Source organism: Nocardia cyriacigeorgica GUH-2 (assembly GCF_000284035.1).
GTDB classification, from domain to species: domain Bacteria; phylum Actinomycetota; class Actinomycetes; order Mycobacteriales; family Mycobacteriaceae; genus Nocardia; species Nocardia cyriacigeorgica_B.
In genome coordinates, this window is the sequence record NC_016887.1 from 1661562 (window position 1) to 1677376 (window position 15815).

A 15815-nucleotide genomic window follows, 5' to 3' on the forward strand; every position below is an offset into this window, starting at 1 on the left:
TCAGAAATATCCCTCTCGCTTGCGGTCTTCCATGGCGGCCTCGGAGACGCGGTCGTCGCCTCGGGTCGCGCCTCGTTCGGTGAGTCGTGACGCGGCGACCTCGGCGAGGATCGCCTCGTTGTCGGCGGCGTCGGACAGGATCGCGCCGGTGGTGGAGCCGTCGCCGACGGTGCGGTAACGCACCGAGCGGGTCTCGAGCACCTCGCCCTCGGCCGGGCCACCCCAGACGCCGGGCGTCATCCACATGCCGTCGCGCTGGTAGACCGGGCGCTCGTGCGCGTAGTAGATGCTGGCCAGGTCGACGTTCTCGCGGGCGATGTAGCGCCAGATGTCGAGCTCGGTCCAGTTGCTCAGCGGGAACACCCGCACGTGCTCACCCGGAGCGTGGCGACCGTTGTAGAGGTTCCACAGCTCCGGGCGCTGCCGCTTGGGGTCCCACTGGCCGAAGGCGTTGCGCAGCGAGAAGATCCGCTCCTTGGCCCGCGAGCGCTCCTCGTCGCGGCGGCCGCCGCCGAAGACGGCGTCGAAGCGGTTCTCGCTGATCGCATCGAGCAGCGGGACGGTCTGCAGTGGGTTGCGGATGCCGTCGGGACGCTCGGTGAGCCGGCCGTCGGCCAGGTAGTCCTCCACCTTCGCCACGTGCAGGCGCAGCCCGTACCGCTCCACCACCTTGTCGCGGAACTCGAGCACCTCGGGCAGGTTGTGCCCGGTGTCCACGTGCAGCAACGCGAACGGCAGCGGCGCGGGCCAGAACGCCTTGAGCGCCAGGTGCAGCAGGACCGTGGAGTCCTTACCGCCGGAGAACAGGATGACCGGACGCTCGAATTCGCCCGCCACCTCACGGAAGATGTGGATCGATTCCGATTCCAGCGCCGCGAGGGTGTCGAAATCGGTGATGCCGAGGGAACGTTCGCTGATTGTTTCGGTCATGAGCTGTGCAACCCGCATTCGGTCTTGGCGAGGCCGGCCCAACGGCCGCTTCGCGGATCGGATCCCGGCTCCGGCTTCCGCGTGCACGGAGCGCAGCCGATGGACGGATATCCCTCTTCCACCAGAGGATTGACGAGGATCGAGTGCTGTTCGATGTAGTCCTGCATCTCGTCGTCGGACCACGGCGCGATCGGGTTGATCTTCACCAGGCCGAACGCCTCGTCGAAGGAGATGAGCGGTGCGTTGGCCCTGGTCGGCGCCTCGACCCGGCGGATGCCGGTCACCCAGGCGTTGTAGCCGGCCAGCGACTTCTTCAGCGGCACCACCTTGCGCAGCCGGCAGCATTCGCCCGGATCGCGCGCGAACAGGTCCTTGCCCAGCAGTTGGTCCTGTTCGATGACCGAATGCTCGGGGCGCACGTTGATGACGTTGACCCCGTACACCGCCTCCACCGCGTCCCGGGTGCCGATGGTTTCGGCGAAGTGGTAGCCGGTGTCCAGGAACAGCACGTCGACGCCGGAGCGGACCTGCGCGGCCAGGTGCACCAGCACGCCGTCCTGCATGTTCGACGCGACGATGTAGCCGGTGCCGAAGGTGTCCTCGGTCCAGCGCAGCAGCTCGGCTGCCGAGGCGTCGGCGCCGAGTTCGGCCGCACCGCGCTCGGCGATGGCGCGCAGCTCGTCCTCGGACAGCTTGTTCGCGAGTTGTGTTGTCACTGTTGATCTCCCGTCACCTGATCAGGCGTGCTCATCGCAGGTCGGCCTCGTCGGCGCGCACTGCCCACTGTGCGAAACGCTCGCCCGCGTCGCGGTTCTTGACGAAATTGCGCACCACCCGCTCGATGTAGTCGCCGAGTTCGGCGCTGGTCACCTTGTGCTGGCGCAGTTTGCGGCCGAAACCGCTGTCGAGACCGAGGCTGCCACCCAGATGAACCTGATAGCCCTCGACCTGATTCCCCTCGCCGTCGTCGACCAGCTGGCCCTTGAAGCCGATATCGGCGATCTGGGAGCGGCCGCAGGAGTTCGGGCAACCGTTGATGTTGATCGTGATGGGGACGTCGAGTTCGGCGTTGATGTCGGCCATCCGCTGTTCCAGCTCGGGAGCCAGCACCTGGGAACGCTTACGCGTCTCGACGAACGACAGCTTGCAGAACTCGATTCCGCTGCACGCCAGCAGGTTCTTGCGCCAGATCGACGGACGCGCCTGCAGGCCGAGCGGTTCCAGTTCCTCGATCAGTTCCTCGACCTTGTCGTCGGCGACATCGAGCACGATCAGCTTCTGGTACGGGGTGAACCGGACGCGGTCGGAGCCGATGCGCTCGACGGTCTCGGCCACCTTGGTGAGGATGGTGCCGGAGACGCGGCCGGCGATGGGGGAGAAGCCCACGGCGTTGAGGCCGTTGCGCAGCTTCTGCACGCCGACGTGGTCGATCGGCTTGGCCGGCTGCTCGGGGGCGGGACCGTCGATCAGCTTGCGCTTCAAGTACTCGTCCTCGAGCACCTGGCGGAACTTCTCGATGCCCCAGTCCTTGATCAGGAACTTCAGCCGGGCCTTGGTGCGCAGGCGGCGGTAGCCGTAATCGCGGAACACCGCCACGACGGCCTCCCACACCTCGGGCACCTCGTCCAGCGGCACCCAGGCGCCGGCGCGCTGGGCCAGCATCGGGTTGGTCGACAGGCCGCCGCCGACCCACAGGTCCAGGCCGGGGCCGTGCTCGGGATGCTCGACGCCGACGAACGCCACGTCGTTGATCTCGTGCACCACGTCCTGCTGACCGGAGATGGCGGTCTTGAACTTGCGCGGGAGGTTGGAGTACTCCTTCTTCCCGATGTAGCGGCGCACGATCTCCTCGATCGCCGGCGTCGGGTCGATGATCTCGTCCAGCGACTCACCGGCCAGCGGGGAGCCGAGGATCACGCGCGGGCAGTCGCCGCAGGCCTCGGTGGTGTGCAGACCGACCTGCTCGAGTCGCCGCCAGATCTCCGGGACGTTCTCCACCTCGATCCAGTGGTACTGGACGTTCTCCCGGTCGGAGAGGTCGGCGGTGTCGCGGGCGAACTCGGTGGAGATCTCACCGATGGTGCGCAGCTGCGCGACGTTGAGCGCGCCGCCGTCGCAGCGCACCCGCATCATGAAGTACTTGGCCTCGAGCAGATCGATGTTCTCGTCGCCGGTGTAGGTGCCGTCGTAGCCCTGCTCACGCTGGGTGTAGAGGCCCCACCAGCGGAACCGGCCGCGCAGATCGCCCTTGTCGATGCCGTCGAAGCCGGTCTTGGAGTAGATGTTCTCGATGCGCGCGCGCACATTGAGCGGGTTGTCGTCCTTCTTGGACTGTTCGTTGGGGTTCAGCGGCTCGCGGTAGCCGAGCGCCCACTGGCCCTCGGCGCGACGCTTGACCGGCTTGCCGGTGCGGGCGCGCGGGGCGGCCGACGCCTCGGCCCGCGGGCGGTCCGGGCGGACCCGGCGCTCACGAGCGGGCGCGGCGGTTTCGGGCTGATCGGCGGGGCCGGCGTCGGTGCTCGACGTCATGGGGGCTGCTCCTGCTGGGTGTCGTACGTCCGTGCTGAAGGCATGAGCTGGGCTGTGCTCACGCCCGCGGTGTCAGCGGGCCGAAGTCCTCGATATCGGAATGGCCGGAGAAGGGGAATGGCCGGGGGTCCGGGAACGGGCGCAGCTGAACTACCGGGAAGAACCGGGCAGACAACAGGCGCTACAGACGCGCTTGAAGTCGACGTGGCGACGTGCCACCAGTCGTACTCCGTTTTCGCGCATGGGCTTCATTGTGCCATGTCAGAACGCTCATTCCGACCGCCCTGCCAGTATTTTCCGCTCACAAGGGGGAAATTCCCTGGATTCCGTGGGTGATTTGTGACCGCTGTCATAGTTCGGGCGTGCGGCGGATGGGCAATGAGCACGGGAAGCGTTCGGGCGTCTGTGATTCAGGCCACAGATCGGTTGACCTCGACCTTACTCGAGGTCGCACGCTCGACGGCATGAGCATCGATGTGACACCCACTGGCTACGAGCCCGCCGACCTCGAGACAGAACTCGCCGCGATCCGCGCGGTCGTCGACACCGTCGCCCACGCGCAGGCCAACGAACTCGTGGACGAATTCACCGGCCTGTTCCGGGCGGACGCCGTGTGGACCACCGGCCATGGAAAGAGATTGTTCGGCCGCCCCGCCATCGCCGAATTCACCGCGAAAGTGCTGCCGGGCGCCACCACGGACGGCACAGCGACGTACGAGGTGGAGCACGTTCAGTTCCTGCGTCCCGATGTGGCGGCGGTCAAGATCCGGCAGCATTACCGGACCCATGACGGCGAGCTCGTCAGCGAGGGCACCCCGCTGTACGTGATGACCAAGGAGGACGGGCGCTGGACGCTCACCGCCGGGCAGAACACGCCTGTCGTCACCGAATAGTCGCGGCGGGTGTCGCCGGCTGCGCTGAGCAGCCCCCAGAGCGCCATCAAGGTCAACGTGGCGGCGTGCTGGACGGCGTGACGCAGCATCAACGCGGCACGGCGTGCTGGACAACGTGGCGCGCTGTGCAGGTCGATGTGGGCGTGCTGATCAGCCCCAGCGCGCTGTCAACGCGCCCAGGGCTCCCAGGGCGACGGCCGCTGCCGTGGACGTCCGCAACACCGTCGGCCCGAGCAGCACCACATCGGCGCCGGCCTCGGCCAGCGCCGTCAGCTCCGCATCGTCGAGCCCGCCCTCGGGTCCGACGATCAGCATGATCGCCTGCGCCTCGCGCAGCGGCAGCTCGGTGAACCGGGACTCGCCGGATTCGTGCAGCGCCGCCACCACGGCGCCGTCCGCCTTCGCGGCGCGCACCGCGGTCAGCAGGTCGGCCGTGCGGTGCAGGCCGGTGACCTCGGGAATGTAGGCGCGCCGGGATTGCCGGGCCGCCGATTTGGCCGCGGCCCGCCATTTCCCGACGCCCTTGTCCGCCTTGGCTTCCCAGTTCGCCACGCAGCGGGCGGCCTGCCACGGCACGATGACGTCGGCGCCCGCCTCGGTCATCAGCTCGACCGCCAGCTCGGACCGATCGGATTTGGGCAGCGCCTGCACCACGGTGACCGGCGGCCGCGCCGGTGCCGCGACCGAGCTGGCCCGCACGGCGAGTTCGAGCCGGTCGCGCTGGGCGGCAACGACTTCGGATTCGGCGAGCAGGCCACGTCCATCAGAGAGGATGATCTGCTCACCCACCCGGATGCGCCGCACCGTGGCGGCATGCCTGCCCTCGGGTCCGTCGAGCACGGCGATACCCCCGGGAGCGGGGATCTCGTCGAGATAGAAGACGGTCGCGGCCACTCAGCGTCCGCTGAACGACGCGCGCAGCCGGGCGAACAGGCCGCTGTTGTGCTCGGACTGCGCCGACATCACCTCGGCCCGCTCCCGGTCGCGCAGACCCTTGTACTTGCGCAGCAGATCGGTCTGCTTGCTGTCCAGCTTGGTCGGGATGACGATGTCGAGGTGTGCGAGCAGATCACCGCGCGCGCCCGACCGCAGCCGCGGCATACCGTGCCCGCGCAGCACCGACACCTCACCCGGCTGGGTGCCCGGCGCGATGGTCAGCTCGGTGGGGCCGTCGAGGATGGTGTCGATGACGACGGTGGTGCCCAGCGCCGCGTCGACCATCGGGACCCGCACGGTGCAGTGCAGATCGTCGCCGTCGCGGACGAACACATCGTGCGGCTGCTCGACCACCTCGACGTACAGATCACCCGCGTGACCGCCACCGGGACCGACCTCGCCCTGCGCGGCCAGCCGCACCCGCATGCCGTTGGCCACACCGGCCGGAATCGGCGCGGCGATCTCGCGGCGGGCCCGCACCCGGCCGTCGCCACCGCACTTGTGGCACGGATCGGGGATGGTCTCGCCCGCGCCGCGGCAGGTGGGGCACGGCCGCGAGGTCATCACCTGGCCGAGGAACGAACGCTGCACCGACTGAACCTCACCGGCGCCGGCGCAGGTCTCGCAGCGCACCGGCTTGGAATTGCCGTGGGTGCCCGCACCGTGGCAGCTGTCGCACAGGATGGCGGTGTCGACGGTCAGGTGCTTGGTGACGCCGACCGCGCATTCGGCCAGGCTGAGCCGCGTGCGCACCAGCGAATCGGCGCCCGGCTGCACGCGGCCACGCGGCTTGCGGGCCCCGCCGGTCCCGCTCATGCCGCCGAAGAAGGCCTCGAACACGTCACCGAGGCCACCGAATCCGGCACCGGTGAAGCCGGCACCCGCACCGCCGCCGGACTCCAGCGGGTCGCCGCCCATATCGACGATGCGCCGCTTCTCCGGATCGGTCAGCACCTCGTAGGCCGCCGAGACCTCTTTGAAGCGCGCCTGGGCCGCCTCGTCGGGGTTGACGTCGGGATGCAGTTCGCGAGCCAGCTTGCGGTAAGCGCGTTTGAGCTCCTGGTCGGTCGCGTTCTTCGCGACGCCGAGCAGTCCGTAGTAGTCCCGTGCCACTTGAGTTCTCTAGTCCTTGATCGCTGTCCACAGTTCCGACTGCGTACGGCCGGACGCTGCTGGGCTCGTCTATGGCCCGTACCGCTCCAACCGCACAGCATTAGTCGGGTTCACTCAACTTTATCCGGCCGGAGATTCGAGCGTATCAGTGGAGGCGAGGGCCGGGCTCGCTCGTCAGCGTTCGGCGAGGACCTCACCGATGTACTTGGCCACCGCGGCCACCGAGGCGATCGTGCCCGGGTAGTCCATCCGGGTCGGGCCGAGCACGCCCATGCCGCCGAGGACCGCGCCGGACGCGCCGTAACCGGTGGATACCACCGAGGTTCCGCGCATCTGCTCGACCTGGGTCTCCTCACCGATGCGCACCGTCACGGTGCCCGGTTGCTGGGCGGCCGCGAGCAGTTTGAGCACCACCACCTGCTCCTCGAGCGCCTCCAGCACCGCGCGCAGCGAGCCGGGGAATCCGAAGTCGGCGGCATTGCGGGTGAGGTTGGCGGTGCCGCCGAGCACCAGCCGCTCCTCGGGGTGCTCGACCAGTGTTTCGACCAGCACCGTGGCCACGCGGACCAGTACGTCACGCAGGCGCGGCGGCGCCTGTTCGGGCAGCTGCGCGACCGCGGCGGAGGCGTTGGCGAGCCGCTTGCCGTCCATCGCGCCGCCGAGCATGCCGCGCAGCGCGGCCAGATCCTCGTCGTCGACGAGGGCGCCCAGTTCCACGATGCGCTGATCGACGCGGCCGGTATCGGTGATGACCACCAGCAGCAGGCGTGCCGGATTGAGCGCGACGACCTCGATATGACGCACGGTGGAGGCCGATACGGTCGGGTACTGGACGACGGCGACCTGGCGGGTCAGCTGGGCCAGCAGGCGCACGCCGCGGCGCAGCACATCGTCGAGGTCGACGCCCGATTCCAGGAATTCCAGGATGGCCCGGCGTTCGGCGGGCGAGAGCGGCTTCACGTCGGCGATCCGGTCCACGAACTGCCGGTAGCCCTTATCGGTGGGCACCCGCCCGGAACTGGTGTGCGGCTGGGTGATGTAGCCCTCGGCCTCCAGGACCGCCATATCGTTGCGCACGGTGGCGCTGGACACTCCCAGGTTGTGCCGCTCGACAAGGGTTTTCGAGCCGATCGGCTCCTTGGTCGAGACGTAGTCGGCAACGATTGCCCGCAGGACCTCGAACCGTCTGTCCTCGGTGCTCGACATCGGCCCCACCTCCTCGCTCGCGTGGGCACGCAGTCGTGGCCGTTTCAGCGCGCCACCATACTGGGCCCGGCCGACTTCCGCCGGACCTCACCCATCCATTTTAGTGGGCGCGGCGCGATCGGCCCCCGGTCGCGCGTCGGCGCGGCGACCGCACGCCCCCGCGCGGGCCCGGCAACCGTCGGCCGGCCGTGATAGTTTGCCCGGCGTCTCGCATCGCAACGACACGGAACGGGGGGATCCGGATGTTCGACGACCCGGCCGGGGCGGCCGACGACCTCAATCGGCGGGCCCAGATCCTGGAACGCAAAGCCCAGCAGTATCAGGCGTTGCACAGCCGGATGGCGGCGCTGTCGGTGACCGAGACCTCCGATGGTGGACGTGTGACAGTGACCGTCGACGGTAACGGCCTGCCGACCGATATCCGCTTCTCCGACGGCATTCGCGGCATCGGCCCGGCCGCCCTGTCCGCCGAACTCATGGCGTGCCTGCATCGCGCCCAGGCTCGCCTGCGCCGCGAGGTCGCCGCGACGGTCGAAGAGGTCGTGGGCGACGACGAGGCCGGTGCCCGCATCATCGGCCAGTACGCCGAGCGGTTCGCGGATGAGGAAGCCGAGCCGGAGCCACCGGCTCCCATCGCGCCGCCGGCCGACCTGCGTGGTCCCGACTCCGACGACCCGGACGACCAGTTCTACCGCGGCAAGTCCTGGTTGGTGTGATCGCCGCGTACTGACGTCTTTGCCGGAACCGGTTGCTACGGCGTGGTTTACGGGCTGATTCGGATTCAGCTCACCAGGTCGCGCACCACGCCGTCGGCCAGCAGTCGGCCCTGATCGGTGAGCACCAGGTGATCGTCGCGCAGCGTGGCGCGGCCGTCCGCGATGATCTGCTGTGCCTTCGCCACTCCGGCCGGGTCCAGATCGGCCATCGGCAATCCGGTGCGCAGCCGGACGGTGAGCATGATGCGCTCGAGGTAGCGCTCCTCGTCGGTGAGCGATTCCCATCCGGCGGCGGGCAATCCGCCGTCGGCCACCCGATCGGCGTACCGCGCCGGATGCTTGACGTTCCACCAGCGCACTCCGCCGAGGTGGCTGTGCGCACCGGGGCCCGCGCCGAGCCAGTCACCGCCGTCCCAGTAGCCGAGATTGTGGCGGCAGCGGGCGGCGTCGGAGGCGGCCCAGTTGGAGACCTCGTACCAGGTCAGTCCGGCGGCACCGAGCCGTGCGTCGAGACGTTCGTAGCGGGCGGCGAGGACATCGTCGTCGGGTGCGGGCAGCTCGCCCCGGCGGACCCGGCGGGCGAGGGCGGTGCCGTCCTCGACGATGAGCGCATATGCCGAGACGTGGTCCACGCCCGCCGCGAGTACGGCGTCGATGCTGGCGTCCAGGTCGCTGTCGCGTTCGCCGGGCGTGCCGTAGATCAGATCCAGGTTGACGTGCTCGAACCCGGCAGCGCGCGCCTCCTTCGCGGCCGCGACCGCCCGGCCGGGCGTGTGGGTGCGGTCGAGGACGGCCAGCACGTGCTGGGCCGCGGACTGCATACCGAGGGAGACGCGGGTGTACCCGGCCGAGCGGATCCGCTCGAAGAACGCGGGCGAGGTCGACTCGGGGTTGGATTCGGTGGTGATCTCGGCGTCGGCGGCCAGCGTGAACTCGGCGCGCACGGCGTCGAGCACCGCGGCCAGCCCGTCGCCACCTAGCAGCGAGGGCGTTCCACCGCCGACGAAGATCGTGGCGACCTCGGGTGTGGCGCTGGGCAGGGCCGCGAACTGTCGCGCCGCCGTCGCCAGTTCGCCGCGCAACGCCGTCATCCAGGACTCCGGCGAGGACGAACTGCCCAGCTCACCGGCGGTATAGGTATTGAAGTCGCAGTACCCGCAGCGAGTCGCGCAGAACGGCACATGCACGTAGATGCCGAACGGCCCGCCCCCGAAATCGCGCAGCACCGGGACGGCGTCGTCGGTGCGCGGTGCGGTGGAAGCGGGAGAACTCACCGCTCCAGTGTGCCCGTGCCGGTCCGCGCCGACGCACCCGACCTGGGTGTTTGCCGCCACGTCCGCGCCCGCATAATCGGTGGGCGGCTGTCGGTGCCGCGCGTTAAACTCGGAACATCCACAGCGCATCATCTCCACCGCGCCGGAGCAGCGCCGATGCCGCCGTAGGGGCGGTGGTCGGCAAGGGTGTGGGGCGGGTGATGCGGCGGCTCCGAGACCGGAAAGCAGGCTAAGGCCACTACGTGAGAACCCAAGGTGAGATCGGCGATCCGGCGACCCCCGCGGCCGGCAATGGTGCAGACATCGGCAGCACGGGTCCCGCGGCACGCACCGTACGTTCCAGTATCGAACTCGCACCGGAGTCCGTTTTCCCGTTCCTCGGATCGGCCGACCAGAACCTGCGTGAACTCGAAGAGCTGCTCGACGCCGACATCCATGTGCGCGGCAATTCCGTCACCCTCACCGGTAAGGCCGCCGATGTGGCGCTGGCCGAGCGGGTCGTCGAACAGCTCGTCGCGCTGACCGGCCGCAACCGCGTGGTCACCCCCGAGGCCGTGCGCCACACCGTCTCCATGCTCACCGAGGGCAGCGCCGAATCGCCCGCCGAGGTGCTCAGCCTCGACATCCTGTCCCGGCGCGGCAAGACCATCCGCCCCAAGACGCTCAACCAGAAGCGCTATGTCGACGCCATCGACGCCAACACCATCGTGTTCGGCATCGGCCCCGCCGGCACCGGCAAGACCTATCTCGCCATGGCCAAGGCCGTGCAGGCCTTGCAGTCCAAGCAGGTCAACCGCATCATCCTCACCCGGCCCGCCGTCGAGGCCGGTGAACGCCTCGGCTTCCTGCCCGGCACCCTCAACGAGAAGATCGACCCGTACCTGCGCCCGCTCTACGACGCCCTGCACGACATGATGGATCCCGAGGCCATCCCGAAGCTGATGGCCGCCGGCGTCATCGAGGTCGCACCCCTGGCCTATATGCGTGGCCGCACGCTCAACGACTCGTTCATCATCCTGGACGAGGCGCAGAACACCACGGCCGAGCAGATGAAGATGTTCCTGACCAGGCTCGGATTCGGCTCGAAGATCGTGGTCACCGGTGACGTCACCCAGGTCGACCTGCCCAACGGGTCGCGTTCCGGCCTGCGGGCGGCCAGTGAGATCCTCACCGAGATCGAGGACATCCACTTCGCCGAACTCACCAGCAGCGACGTCGTCCGCCACCGTCTGGTCTCCGACATCGTCGACGCCTACGACCGCTTCGAAGCCGAAACCCGCCCGGTCGGCCCGCACATGCCGGGCAACCGGGCCCAGCGCCGTGCCGCCAACCGCACCGGACGCCGCTGAATCGATCGCGCACCCGGCGGGGTTGCGGTCGGACGGTGACCGGCCGCACCCATTAGGCTGACCTGGTGAGTATCGAGATCGCCAACGAGTCGGGTATGGACGTGCCCGAGGAAGATCTGGTCGGTGTCGCACGGTTCGTGATCGCGCGGATGGATGTGCACCCGGCCGCGGAGCTGTCCATGGTGCTGGTCGATCTCGACACCATGGCCGACCTGCATATGCGCTGGATGGATCTGCCGGGGCCGACCGACGTGATGTCGTTCCCGATGGACGAACTCGAGCCGGGTGGGCGGCCCGACAGTCCCGAACCCGGCCCCTCCATGCTCGGCGATATCGTGCTGTGCCCCGAGTTCGCGCTCGGTCAGGCCCGCAAGGCCGGTCATTCCCTCGATCACGAACTCGCGCTGCTCACCGTGCACGGTGTGCTGCACCTGCTCGGCTACGACCATGCCGAGCCGGAGGAGGAGAAGGAGATGTTCGCGCTGCAGGCCCGGCTGCTCGAGGAGTGGTACGAGAGCCTGCGCGAGGCCCGCCGCCGCGCCGAACTCGCCGAACGCGACGCCCGCCTGCTGGGTAAAGCGGGCTTCACGACGCCGGGTGATGCTCAGGCGTGAACGCGCTGACTCTGATCGTCCTGGCGGTCCTGCTGGTTCCCGTCGGCGGTGTGTTCGCCGCCGTCGACTCCGCGCTGAACACGATTTCGCCCGCTAGGCTCGACGATATGGTGCGTGCCGAACGGGCCGGCGCCGCGCGCTTGAGCCGCATCGTCGACGACCGGCCGCGCTATGTGAATCTCATGGTGCTGCTGCGCATCCTGTGCGAGATCACCGCGACGGTCCTGCTCGCGGCAGCGCTGGCCACCATGCTGTCGGACGGGATGGCGCTGCTGCTGACCGCGGTGATCATGGTGCTGGTCGACTATGTGGTGATCGGGGTCGGCCCGCGCACCCTCGGTCGCCAGCATGCTTATTCGATCGCCTTGGCCGCCGCGCTGCCGTTGCAGTTCATCGGCGCGCTGCTCGGCCCGGTCAGCCGGCTGCTGATTCTCATCGGAAACGCGATCACCCCCGGTAAGGGTTTCCGCAACGGCCCGTTCGCCTCGGAGATCGAACTGCGCGAGGTGGTCGATATGGCCCGTGAGCGCGGCGTCGTCGCCGATGACGAGCGCCGGATGATCCAGTCGGTCTTCGAACTCGGCGATACCGCGGCCCGCGCGGTGATGGTGCCGCGCACCGAGATGGTGTGGATCGAACAGGACAAGACCGCGGCGCAGGCCACCTCGCTGGCGGTGCGCAGCGGCCATTCCCGGATTCCGGTGATCGGCGCCAACGTCGACGACATCTTGGGCGTCGTCTATCTGAAAGACCTTGTGCAGTACGGCGATCGCGGCCGCAGCGTGCAGGTGCGCGAGGTGATGCGCCCCGCGGTGTTCATGCCCGACTCCAAACCACTCGACGACCTGCTCGACGAGATGCAGCGCCGCCGCAACCATATGGCCCTGCTGGTCGACGAATACGGCGGTATCGCGGGCCTGGTCACCATCGAGGATGTGCTCGAGGAGATCGTCGGTGAGATCGCCGACGAGTACGACACCGACGAGACTCCGCCCATCGAGCAGCTCGACGACGACCGCTATCGGGTCTCGGCGCGACTGTCTATCGAGGATCTGGGTGAGCTGTACGGACTCGAGATCGACGAAGAGGATGTCGACACCGTGGGCGGGCTGCTCGCCCATGAGCTGGGGCGGGTCCCGCTGCCCGGTTCGGAGATCACCGCCCACGGCTTGCAATTGCGTGGCGAAGGCGGACCCGACACCCGCGGCCGGGTGCGTGTGCACACGGTGGTGGTGAGCCGGGCGGTCGACGGCGAGACGGCATCGAACGGTAACGGCGCGGCCGGGGAGATCCCGGGCGGCCGAGACGAACAGGAGACACCGAATGACTGAACTGGATGCCGAGGACAACAAGTTGCTGGTGCTGGCGCGTGGCGCGATGGCCCGCACCGAGGGCACCAACGGCGCCGCCGTCCGTGACTCCGACGGCCGCACCTATGCCGCGGGTCAGGTGACGCTGGAGGCCTTGCGCCTGACCGCCTTGCAGGCCGCCGTCGCCGCCGCGATCTCCAGCGGCGCCGAGGGTTTCGAAGCGGCCGTGGTGGTCGGCGGCAAGTTCTCCGATCCCGGCGTCACCGCGGTGCGCGAGGTGTCGGCGCAGGCACGGATCGTGTTCACCGACCGCGCGGGCGCGGTGTTCGATATCGCCGAGGGTTTCGAGGTGCACGGTGGCTGACCGAATCGGCTCCGGTAAAGACGAATTCCGTTCCGGTTTCGTCTGTTTCGTCGGCCGGCCGAACACCGGCAAGTCGACGCTGACCAACGCGCTGGTGGGCGCGAAGATCGCGATCACCTCCTCGCGGCCGCAGACCACCCGCCACACCATCCGCGGCATCGTGCACCGCGAACACACCCAGCTGATCCTGGTCGATACCCCGGGCCTGCATCGCCCGCGCACGCTGCTCGGCCAGCGCCTCAACGACCTCGTGCGCGACACCTACTCCGAGGTCGACGTGATCGCGCTGTGCATCCCGGCCGACGAGAAAATCGGCCCCGGTGACCGCTGGATCGTGCAGCAGGTCAAGCAGATGGCGCCGAAGACGACACTGCTCGGCGTGGTCACCAAGATCGACAAGGTGAGCCGCGACCAGGTCGCCGCGCAGCTGCTCGCGGTGTCGCAGCTGCTGGGCCCGGACGCCGATGTGGTGCCGGTGTCGGCGGTCAAGGGTGAGCAGGTCGAGGTCCTGGTCGACGTCATCGCCTCGAAGATGCCGGAAGGTCCCGCGTTCTATCCCGACGGCGAATTGACCGATGAGCCCGAGGAAACCCTGATGGCCGAGCTCATCCGGGAGGCGGCCCTCGAGGGTGTGCGCGATGAGCTGCCGCATTCGCTGGCCGTCGTGATCGAAGAGGTCCTGCCCTATGAGGGCCGCGAGGACATGCTGGACGTGCACGCGCTGCTGTATGTGGAGCGGCCGAGCCAGAAGGCGATCATCATCGGTAAGGGTGGCGCCAGGCTCAAGGAGGTCGGCACCAACGCCCGCAAGCAGATCGAGCACATCCTCGGCACCCGCATCTACCTGAACCTGCACGTGAAGGTGGCCAAGGACTGGCAGCGGGACCCGAAACAGCTGGGCAAGCTCGGTTTCTGAGCCTTCACCGTCGGTGCGGGCTGCTATATTCCCGGGCGAGTTCGTCGTCGGCCGTCGAAGCTGGTCGCAGGCCCGCGTCCCGATGACGAGCACGCGGCGCCGGAAGGGTCCCGGCGCCGATGCGGTTGTGGGAGGACGGTGCCGGTGGAGATCACCGAGGGCATGGATTTCGCCGGGTATCGGATCGAGCGTCGCCTTGGTGTCGGCGGGATGGGCGCGGTCTACCTCGTCCAGCATCCCCGGTTGCCGCGCAAGGACGCGCTGAAGGTCCTCGCCGACAGCCACCGCGACGACCCCGAATTCCGGGCCCGGTTCCTGCGCGAGGCCGACATCGCCGCCCGGCTCCAGCATCCCAACCTGGTCGCGGTTCGCGATCGCGGTGAGTTCGACGGCCGGCTGTGGCTGACCATGCAGTACATCGACGGAGTCGACGGCGCGCAGTTGATCCGTCGCGGCCCGGCCGCGTTGCCGTTGCCACGTGCGGTGTACATCGTCGCCGAGGCGGCCCGCGGTCTCGACGAGATCCATCGCGCGGGACTGCTGCACCGGGATGTGAAGCCGGCCAACATCTTGATCGCCGAGCAGCCGGGGGAGCCGGACCGGGTGCTGGTCACCGATTTCGGTATCGCCCGCCCCGCCGACGATTCGACCACGCTGGGCGATCCGGGCGGGCTCACCGCGAGCTTGGCGTACGCGGCTCCGGAACAGCTTCGCGGCGAGGTGCTCGATCAGCGCGCGGACGTCTACGCGCTGGGCTGCACGCTGTTTCACCTGCTGACCGGCTCGGTGCCGTTCCAGCGCGACACGCCGGGCGCGGTCATGTTCGCCCATCTGAACGATCCGCCGCCGCGGCCGTCGCAGGTCGATCCGCGGTTGCCGGCCGGATTCGACAACGTGATCGCCACCGCGCTGGCCAAGGATCCGGCGCGGCGCTACCCCAGCTGTGGTGCCCTGGCCGAGGCGGCGCACCGGGCGTTGACCGAGGCCGACGCCGAAACCGTCCGGCTGCACCCGTCGACCGCCGCCGCGCCCGTTCCCGCTGGTGCGCCGCCGGTTCGGAAGTCCGGCGCGCGGGCGCTGCTGTGGGCCGGTGCCGCGGCGGTCGCTGTGCTCGCGGTGGTGATCGCGGTCGCCGCCTGGCCCGCGCGCGTCGAATCCGCGTCGGCCGTGCGGCTGCCGACTCCGTCCGGCCCGGCGCCGAAGGTGTCGGCGGACTGGGCTGCGTACGCGTTCATGGTCGAGCCATTCGCCGAACTGCTGCCCTATTCGCCGGATGGCTACGGCTATCGCGAACTGACGATCTGTCAGGCGATCGACGAGCGACGCGACCTGGTGCGGTTGGATACCGCCTTGCCCGTGAGCGTGATTCGGTGCACCGGCGATCAGGATCCGGTCGCCATGTTCTTCCTGCACTGCAACGCCGATCGCACCCGCGTCGGCCCGTTGCCCTGGCCGGGCACCGAAGGGGAGGAACACTGGGAGCGGCCCTCGGGATCGGGATACCTGCGGTGGGGCAGCTACACCACGGTGCACGGCGAGAAGTACGGCCGCCTCGAGGTGTTCTTCGACGATCCGGACCGCAACTTCTGCGCCATCCAGGTCAACGGCGAGGTCGCGGCCGCCGAGCTGCGGGCCCGCTGGTGGTTCGATGCTCCGCTGTGACAG

The 15815-nt window shown here is 68.9% G+C and carries 16 protein-coding genes; 8 read left to right on the top strand and 8 right to left on the bottom strand.

The genetic code is table 11. From position 1 onward, the window contains the following. The 4 genes from cysD to NOCYR_RS30980 all read right to left on the bottom strand — a co-directional run bounded on the left by cysD (position 1) and on the right by NOCYR_RS30980 (position 3711). Positions 1-948 (bottom strand): sulfate adenylyltransferase subunit CysD, encoded by a 948-nt coding sequence (gene cysD, locus NOCYR_RS07470; protein ID WP_175587225.1) that lies wholly within the window; start codon positions 946-948, stop codon positions 1-3. After that, positions 927-1646, bottom strand: coding sequence for a phosphoadenylyl-sulfate reductase (locus tag NOCYR_RS07475; RefSeq protein ID WP_014349749.1), 720 nt, complete (start codon positions 1644-1646; stop codon positions 927-929). Before NOCYR_RS07475 ends, cysD begins: the two co-directional genes overlap by 22 nt. A 31-nt stretch (positions 1647-1677) precedes the next feature. Then, positions 1678-3459, bottom strand: a complete 1782-nt coding sequence (locus NOCYR_RS07480) for a nitrite/sulfite reductase (protein WP_014349750.1) — start codon at positions 3457-3459, stop codon at positions 1678-1680. A 150-nt stretch (positions 3460-3609) separates the two neighbouring features. After that, a complete protein-coding gene (locus NOCYR_RS30980; RefSeq protein ID WP_368854416.1) occupies positions 3610-3711 on the bottom strand; it encodes an Ms4527A family Cys-rich leader peptide in 102 nt (33 codons plus the stop codon). Between the two features lie 212 nt (positions 3712-3923). Here NOCYR_RS30980 and NOCYR_RS07485 point away from each other — a divergent pair, with 212 nt between their 5' ends. Then, the gene (locus tag NOCYR_RS07485) at positions 3924-4352 is read left to right on the top strand and encodes an SgcJ/EcaC family oxidoreductase (protein WP_014349751.1); all 429 of its coding nucleotides are present in this window, start codon (positions 3924-3926) and stop codon (positions 4350-4352) included. 150 nt (positions 4353-4502) lie between these two features. On the opposite strand, the gene NOCYR_RS07490 is transcribed toward NOCYR_RS07485, so the two are convergent. The 3 genes from NOCYR_RS07490 to hrcA form a co-directional block, all read right to left on the bottom strand. Beyond that, the gene (locus NOCYR_RS07490; protein WP_014349752.1) at positions 4503-5246 is read right to left on the bottom strand and encodes a 16S rRNA (uracil(1498)-N(3))-methyltransferase; all 744 of its coding nucleotides are present in this window, start codon (positions 5244-5246) and stop codon (positions 4503-4505) included. Next, positions 5247-6401 carry a molecular chaperone DnaJ gene (gene dnaJ, locus NOCYR_RS07495; protein WP_014349753.1) on the bottom strand — a complete coding sequence of 385 codons (1155 nt, stop codon included), beginning with the start codon at positions 6399-6401 and terminating at the stop codon, positions 5247-5249. A gap of 174 nt (positions 6402-6575) precedes the next feature. Then, entirely contained in the window at positions 6576-7607 is a 1032-nt protein-coding gene (gene hrcA, locus NOCYR_RS07500; RefSeq protein WP_014349754.1) for a heat-inducible transcriptional repressor HrcA, read from the bottom strand. Between the two features lie 242 nt (positions 7608-7849). Here hrcA and NOCYR_RS07505 point away from each other — a divergent pair, with 242 nt between their 5' ends. Continuing rightward, a complete protein-coding gene (locus NOCYR_RS07505) occupies positions 7850-8323 on the top strand; it encodes a YbaB/EbfC family nucleoid-associated protein (RefSeq protein WP_014349755.1) in 474 nt (157 codons plus the stop codon). 65 nt (positions 8324-8388) lie between these two features. Here NOCYR_RS07505 and hemW read toward each other — a convergent pair whose 3' ends face one another. Then, positions 8389-9549 (bottom strand): radical SAM family heme chaperone HemW, encoded by a 1161-nt coding sequence (gene hemW / locus NOCYR_RS07510; RefSeq protein WP_048833983.1) that lies wholly within the window; start codon positions 9547-9549, stop codon positions 8389-8391. Between the two features lie 308 nt (positions 9550-9857). Here hemW and NOCYR_RS07515 point away from each other — a divergent pair, with 308 nt between their 5' ends. From NOCYR_RS07515 to NOCYR_RS27890, 6 genes are all read left to right on the top strand, one after another. Continuing rightward, positions 9858-10946: a PhoH family protein gene (locus NOCYR_RS07515; protein ID WP_048833984.1), complete on the top strand. Its 1089-nt coding sequence runs from the start codon at positions 9858-9860 to the stop codon at positions 10944-10946. Between the two features lie 65 nt (positions 10947-11011). Then, positions 11012-11560, top strand: a complete 549-nt coding sequence (gene ybeY, locus NOCYR_RS07520) for an rRNA maturation RNase YbeY (RefSeq protein ID WP_014349758.1) — start codon at positions 11012-11014, stop codon at positions 11558-11560. After that, entirely contained in the window at positions 11557-12891 is a 1335-nt protein-coding gene (locus NOCYR_RS07525) for a hemolysin family protein (protein ID WP_014349759.1), read from the top strand. Before ybeY ends, NOCYR_RS07525 begins: the two co-directional genes overlap by 4 nt. Then, a complete protein-coding gene (locus tag NOCYR_RS07530; RefSeq protein ID WP_014349760.1) occupies positions 12884-13234 on the top strand; it encodes a cytidine deaminase in 351 nt (116 codons plus the stop codon). The genes NOCYR_RS07525 and NOCYR_RS07530 overlap by 8 nt, the downstream gene beginning before the upstream one ends. After that, positions 13227-14150 carry a GTPase Era gene (gene era / locus NOCYR_RS07535; RefSeq protein ID WP_014349761.1) on the top strand — a complete coding sequence of 308 codons (924 nt, stop codon included), beginning with the start codon at positions 13227-13229 and terminating at the stop codon, positions 14148-14150. The genes NOCYR_RS07530 and era overlap by 8 nt, the downstream gene beginning before the upstream one ends. A gap of 144 nt (positions 14151-14294) precedes the next feature. Then, positions 14295-15812, top strand: a complete 1518-nt coding sequence (locus NOCYR_RS27890) for a serine/threonine-protein kinase (RefSeq protein WP_014349762.1) — start codon at positions 14295-14297, stop codon at positions 15810-15812. The last annotated feature ends 3 nt before the right edge of the window (positions 15813-15815 follow it).

Excerpts from the sequence above, each read along its gene's own strand:
- NOCYR_RS30980 (WP_368854416.1), bottom strand. The coding sequence starts at position 3,711 with ATGAAGCCCATGCGCGAAAACGGAGTACGACTGGTGGCACGTCGCCAC.
- NOCYR_RS07530 (WP_014349760.1), top strand. The coding sequence starts at position 12,884 with ATGACTGAACTGGATGCCGAGGACAACAAGTTGCTGGTGCTGGCGCGT.
- hrcA (WP_014349754.1), bottom strand. The coding sequence starts at position 7,607 with ATGTCGAGCACCGAGGACAGACGGTTCGAGGTCCTGCGGGCAATCGTT.
- NOCYR_RS07485 (WP_014349751.1), top strand. The coding sequence starts at position 3,924 with ATGAGCATCGATGTGACACCCACTGGCTACGAGCCCGCCGACCTCGAG.
- cysD (WP_175587225.1), bottom strand. The coding sequence starts at position 948 with ATGCGGGTTGCACAGCTCATGACCGAAACAATCAGCGAACGTTCCCTC.
- NOCYR_RS07505 (WP_014349755.1), top strand. The coding sequence starts at position 7,850 with ATGTTCGACGACCCGGCCGGGGCGGCCGACGACCTCAATCGGCGGGCC.
- NOCYR_RS07480 (WP_014349750.1), bottom strand. The coding sequence starts at position 3,459 with ATGACGTCGAGCACCGACGCCGGCCCCGCCGATCAGCCCGAAACCGCC.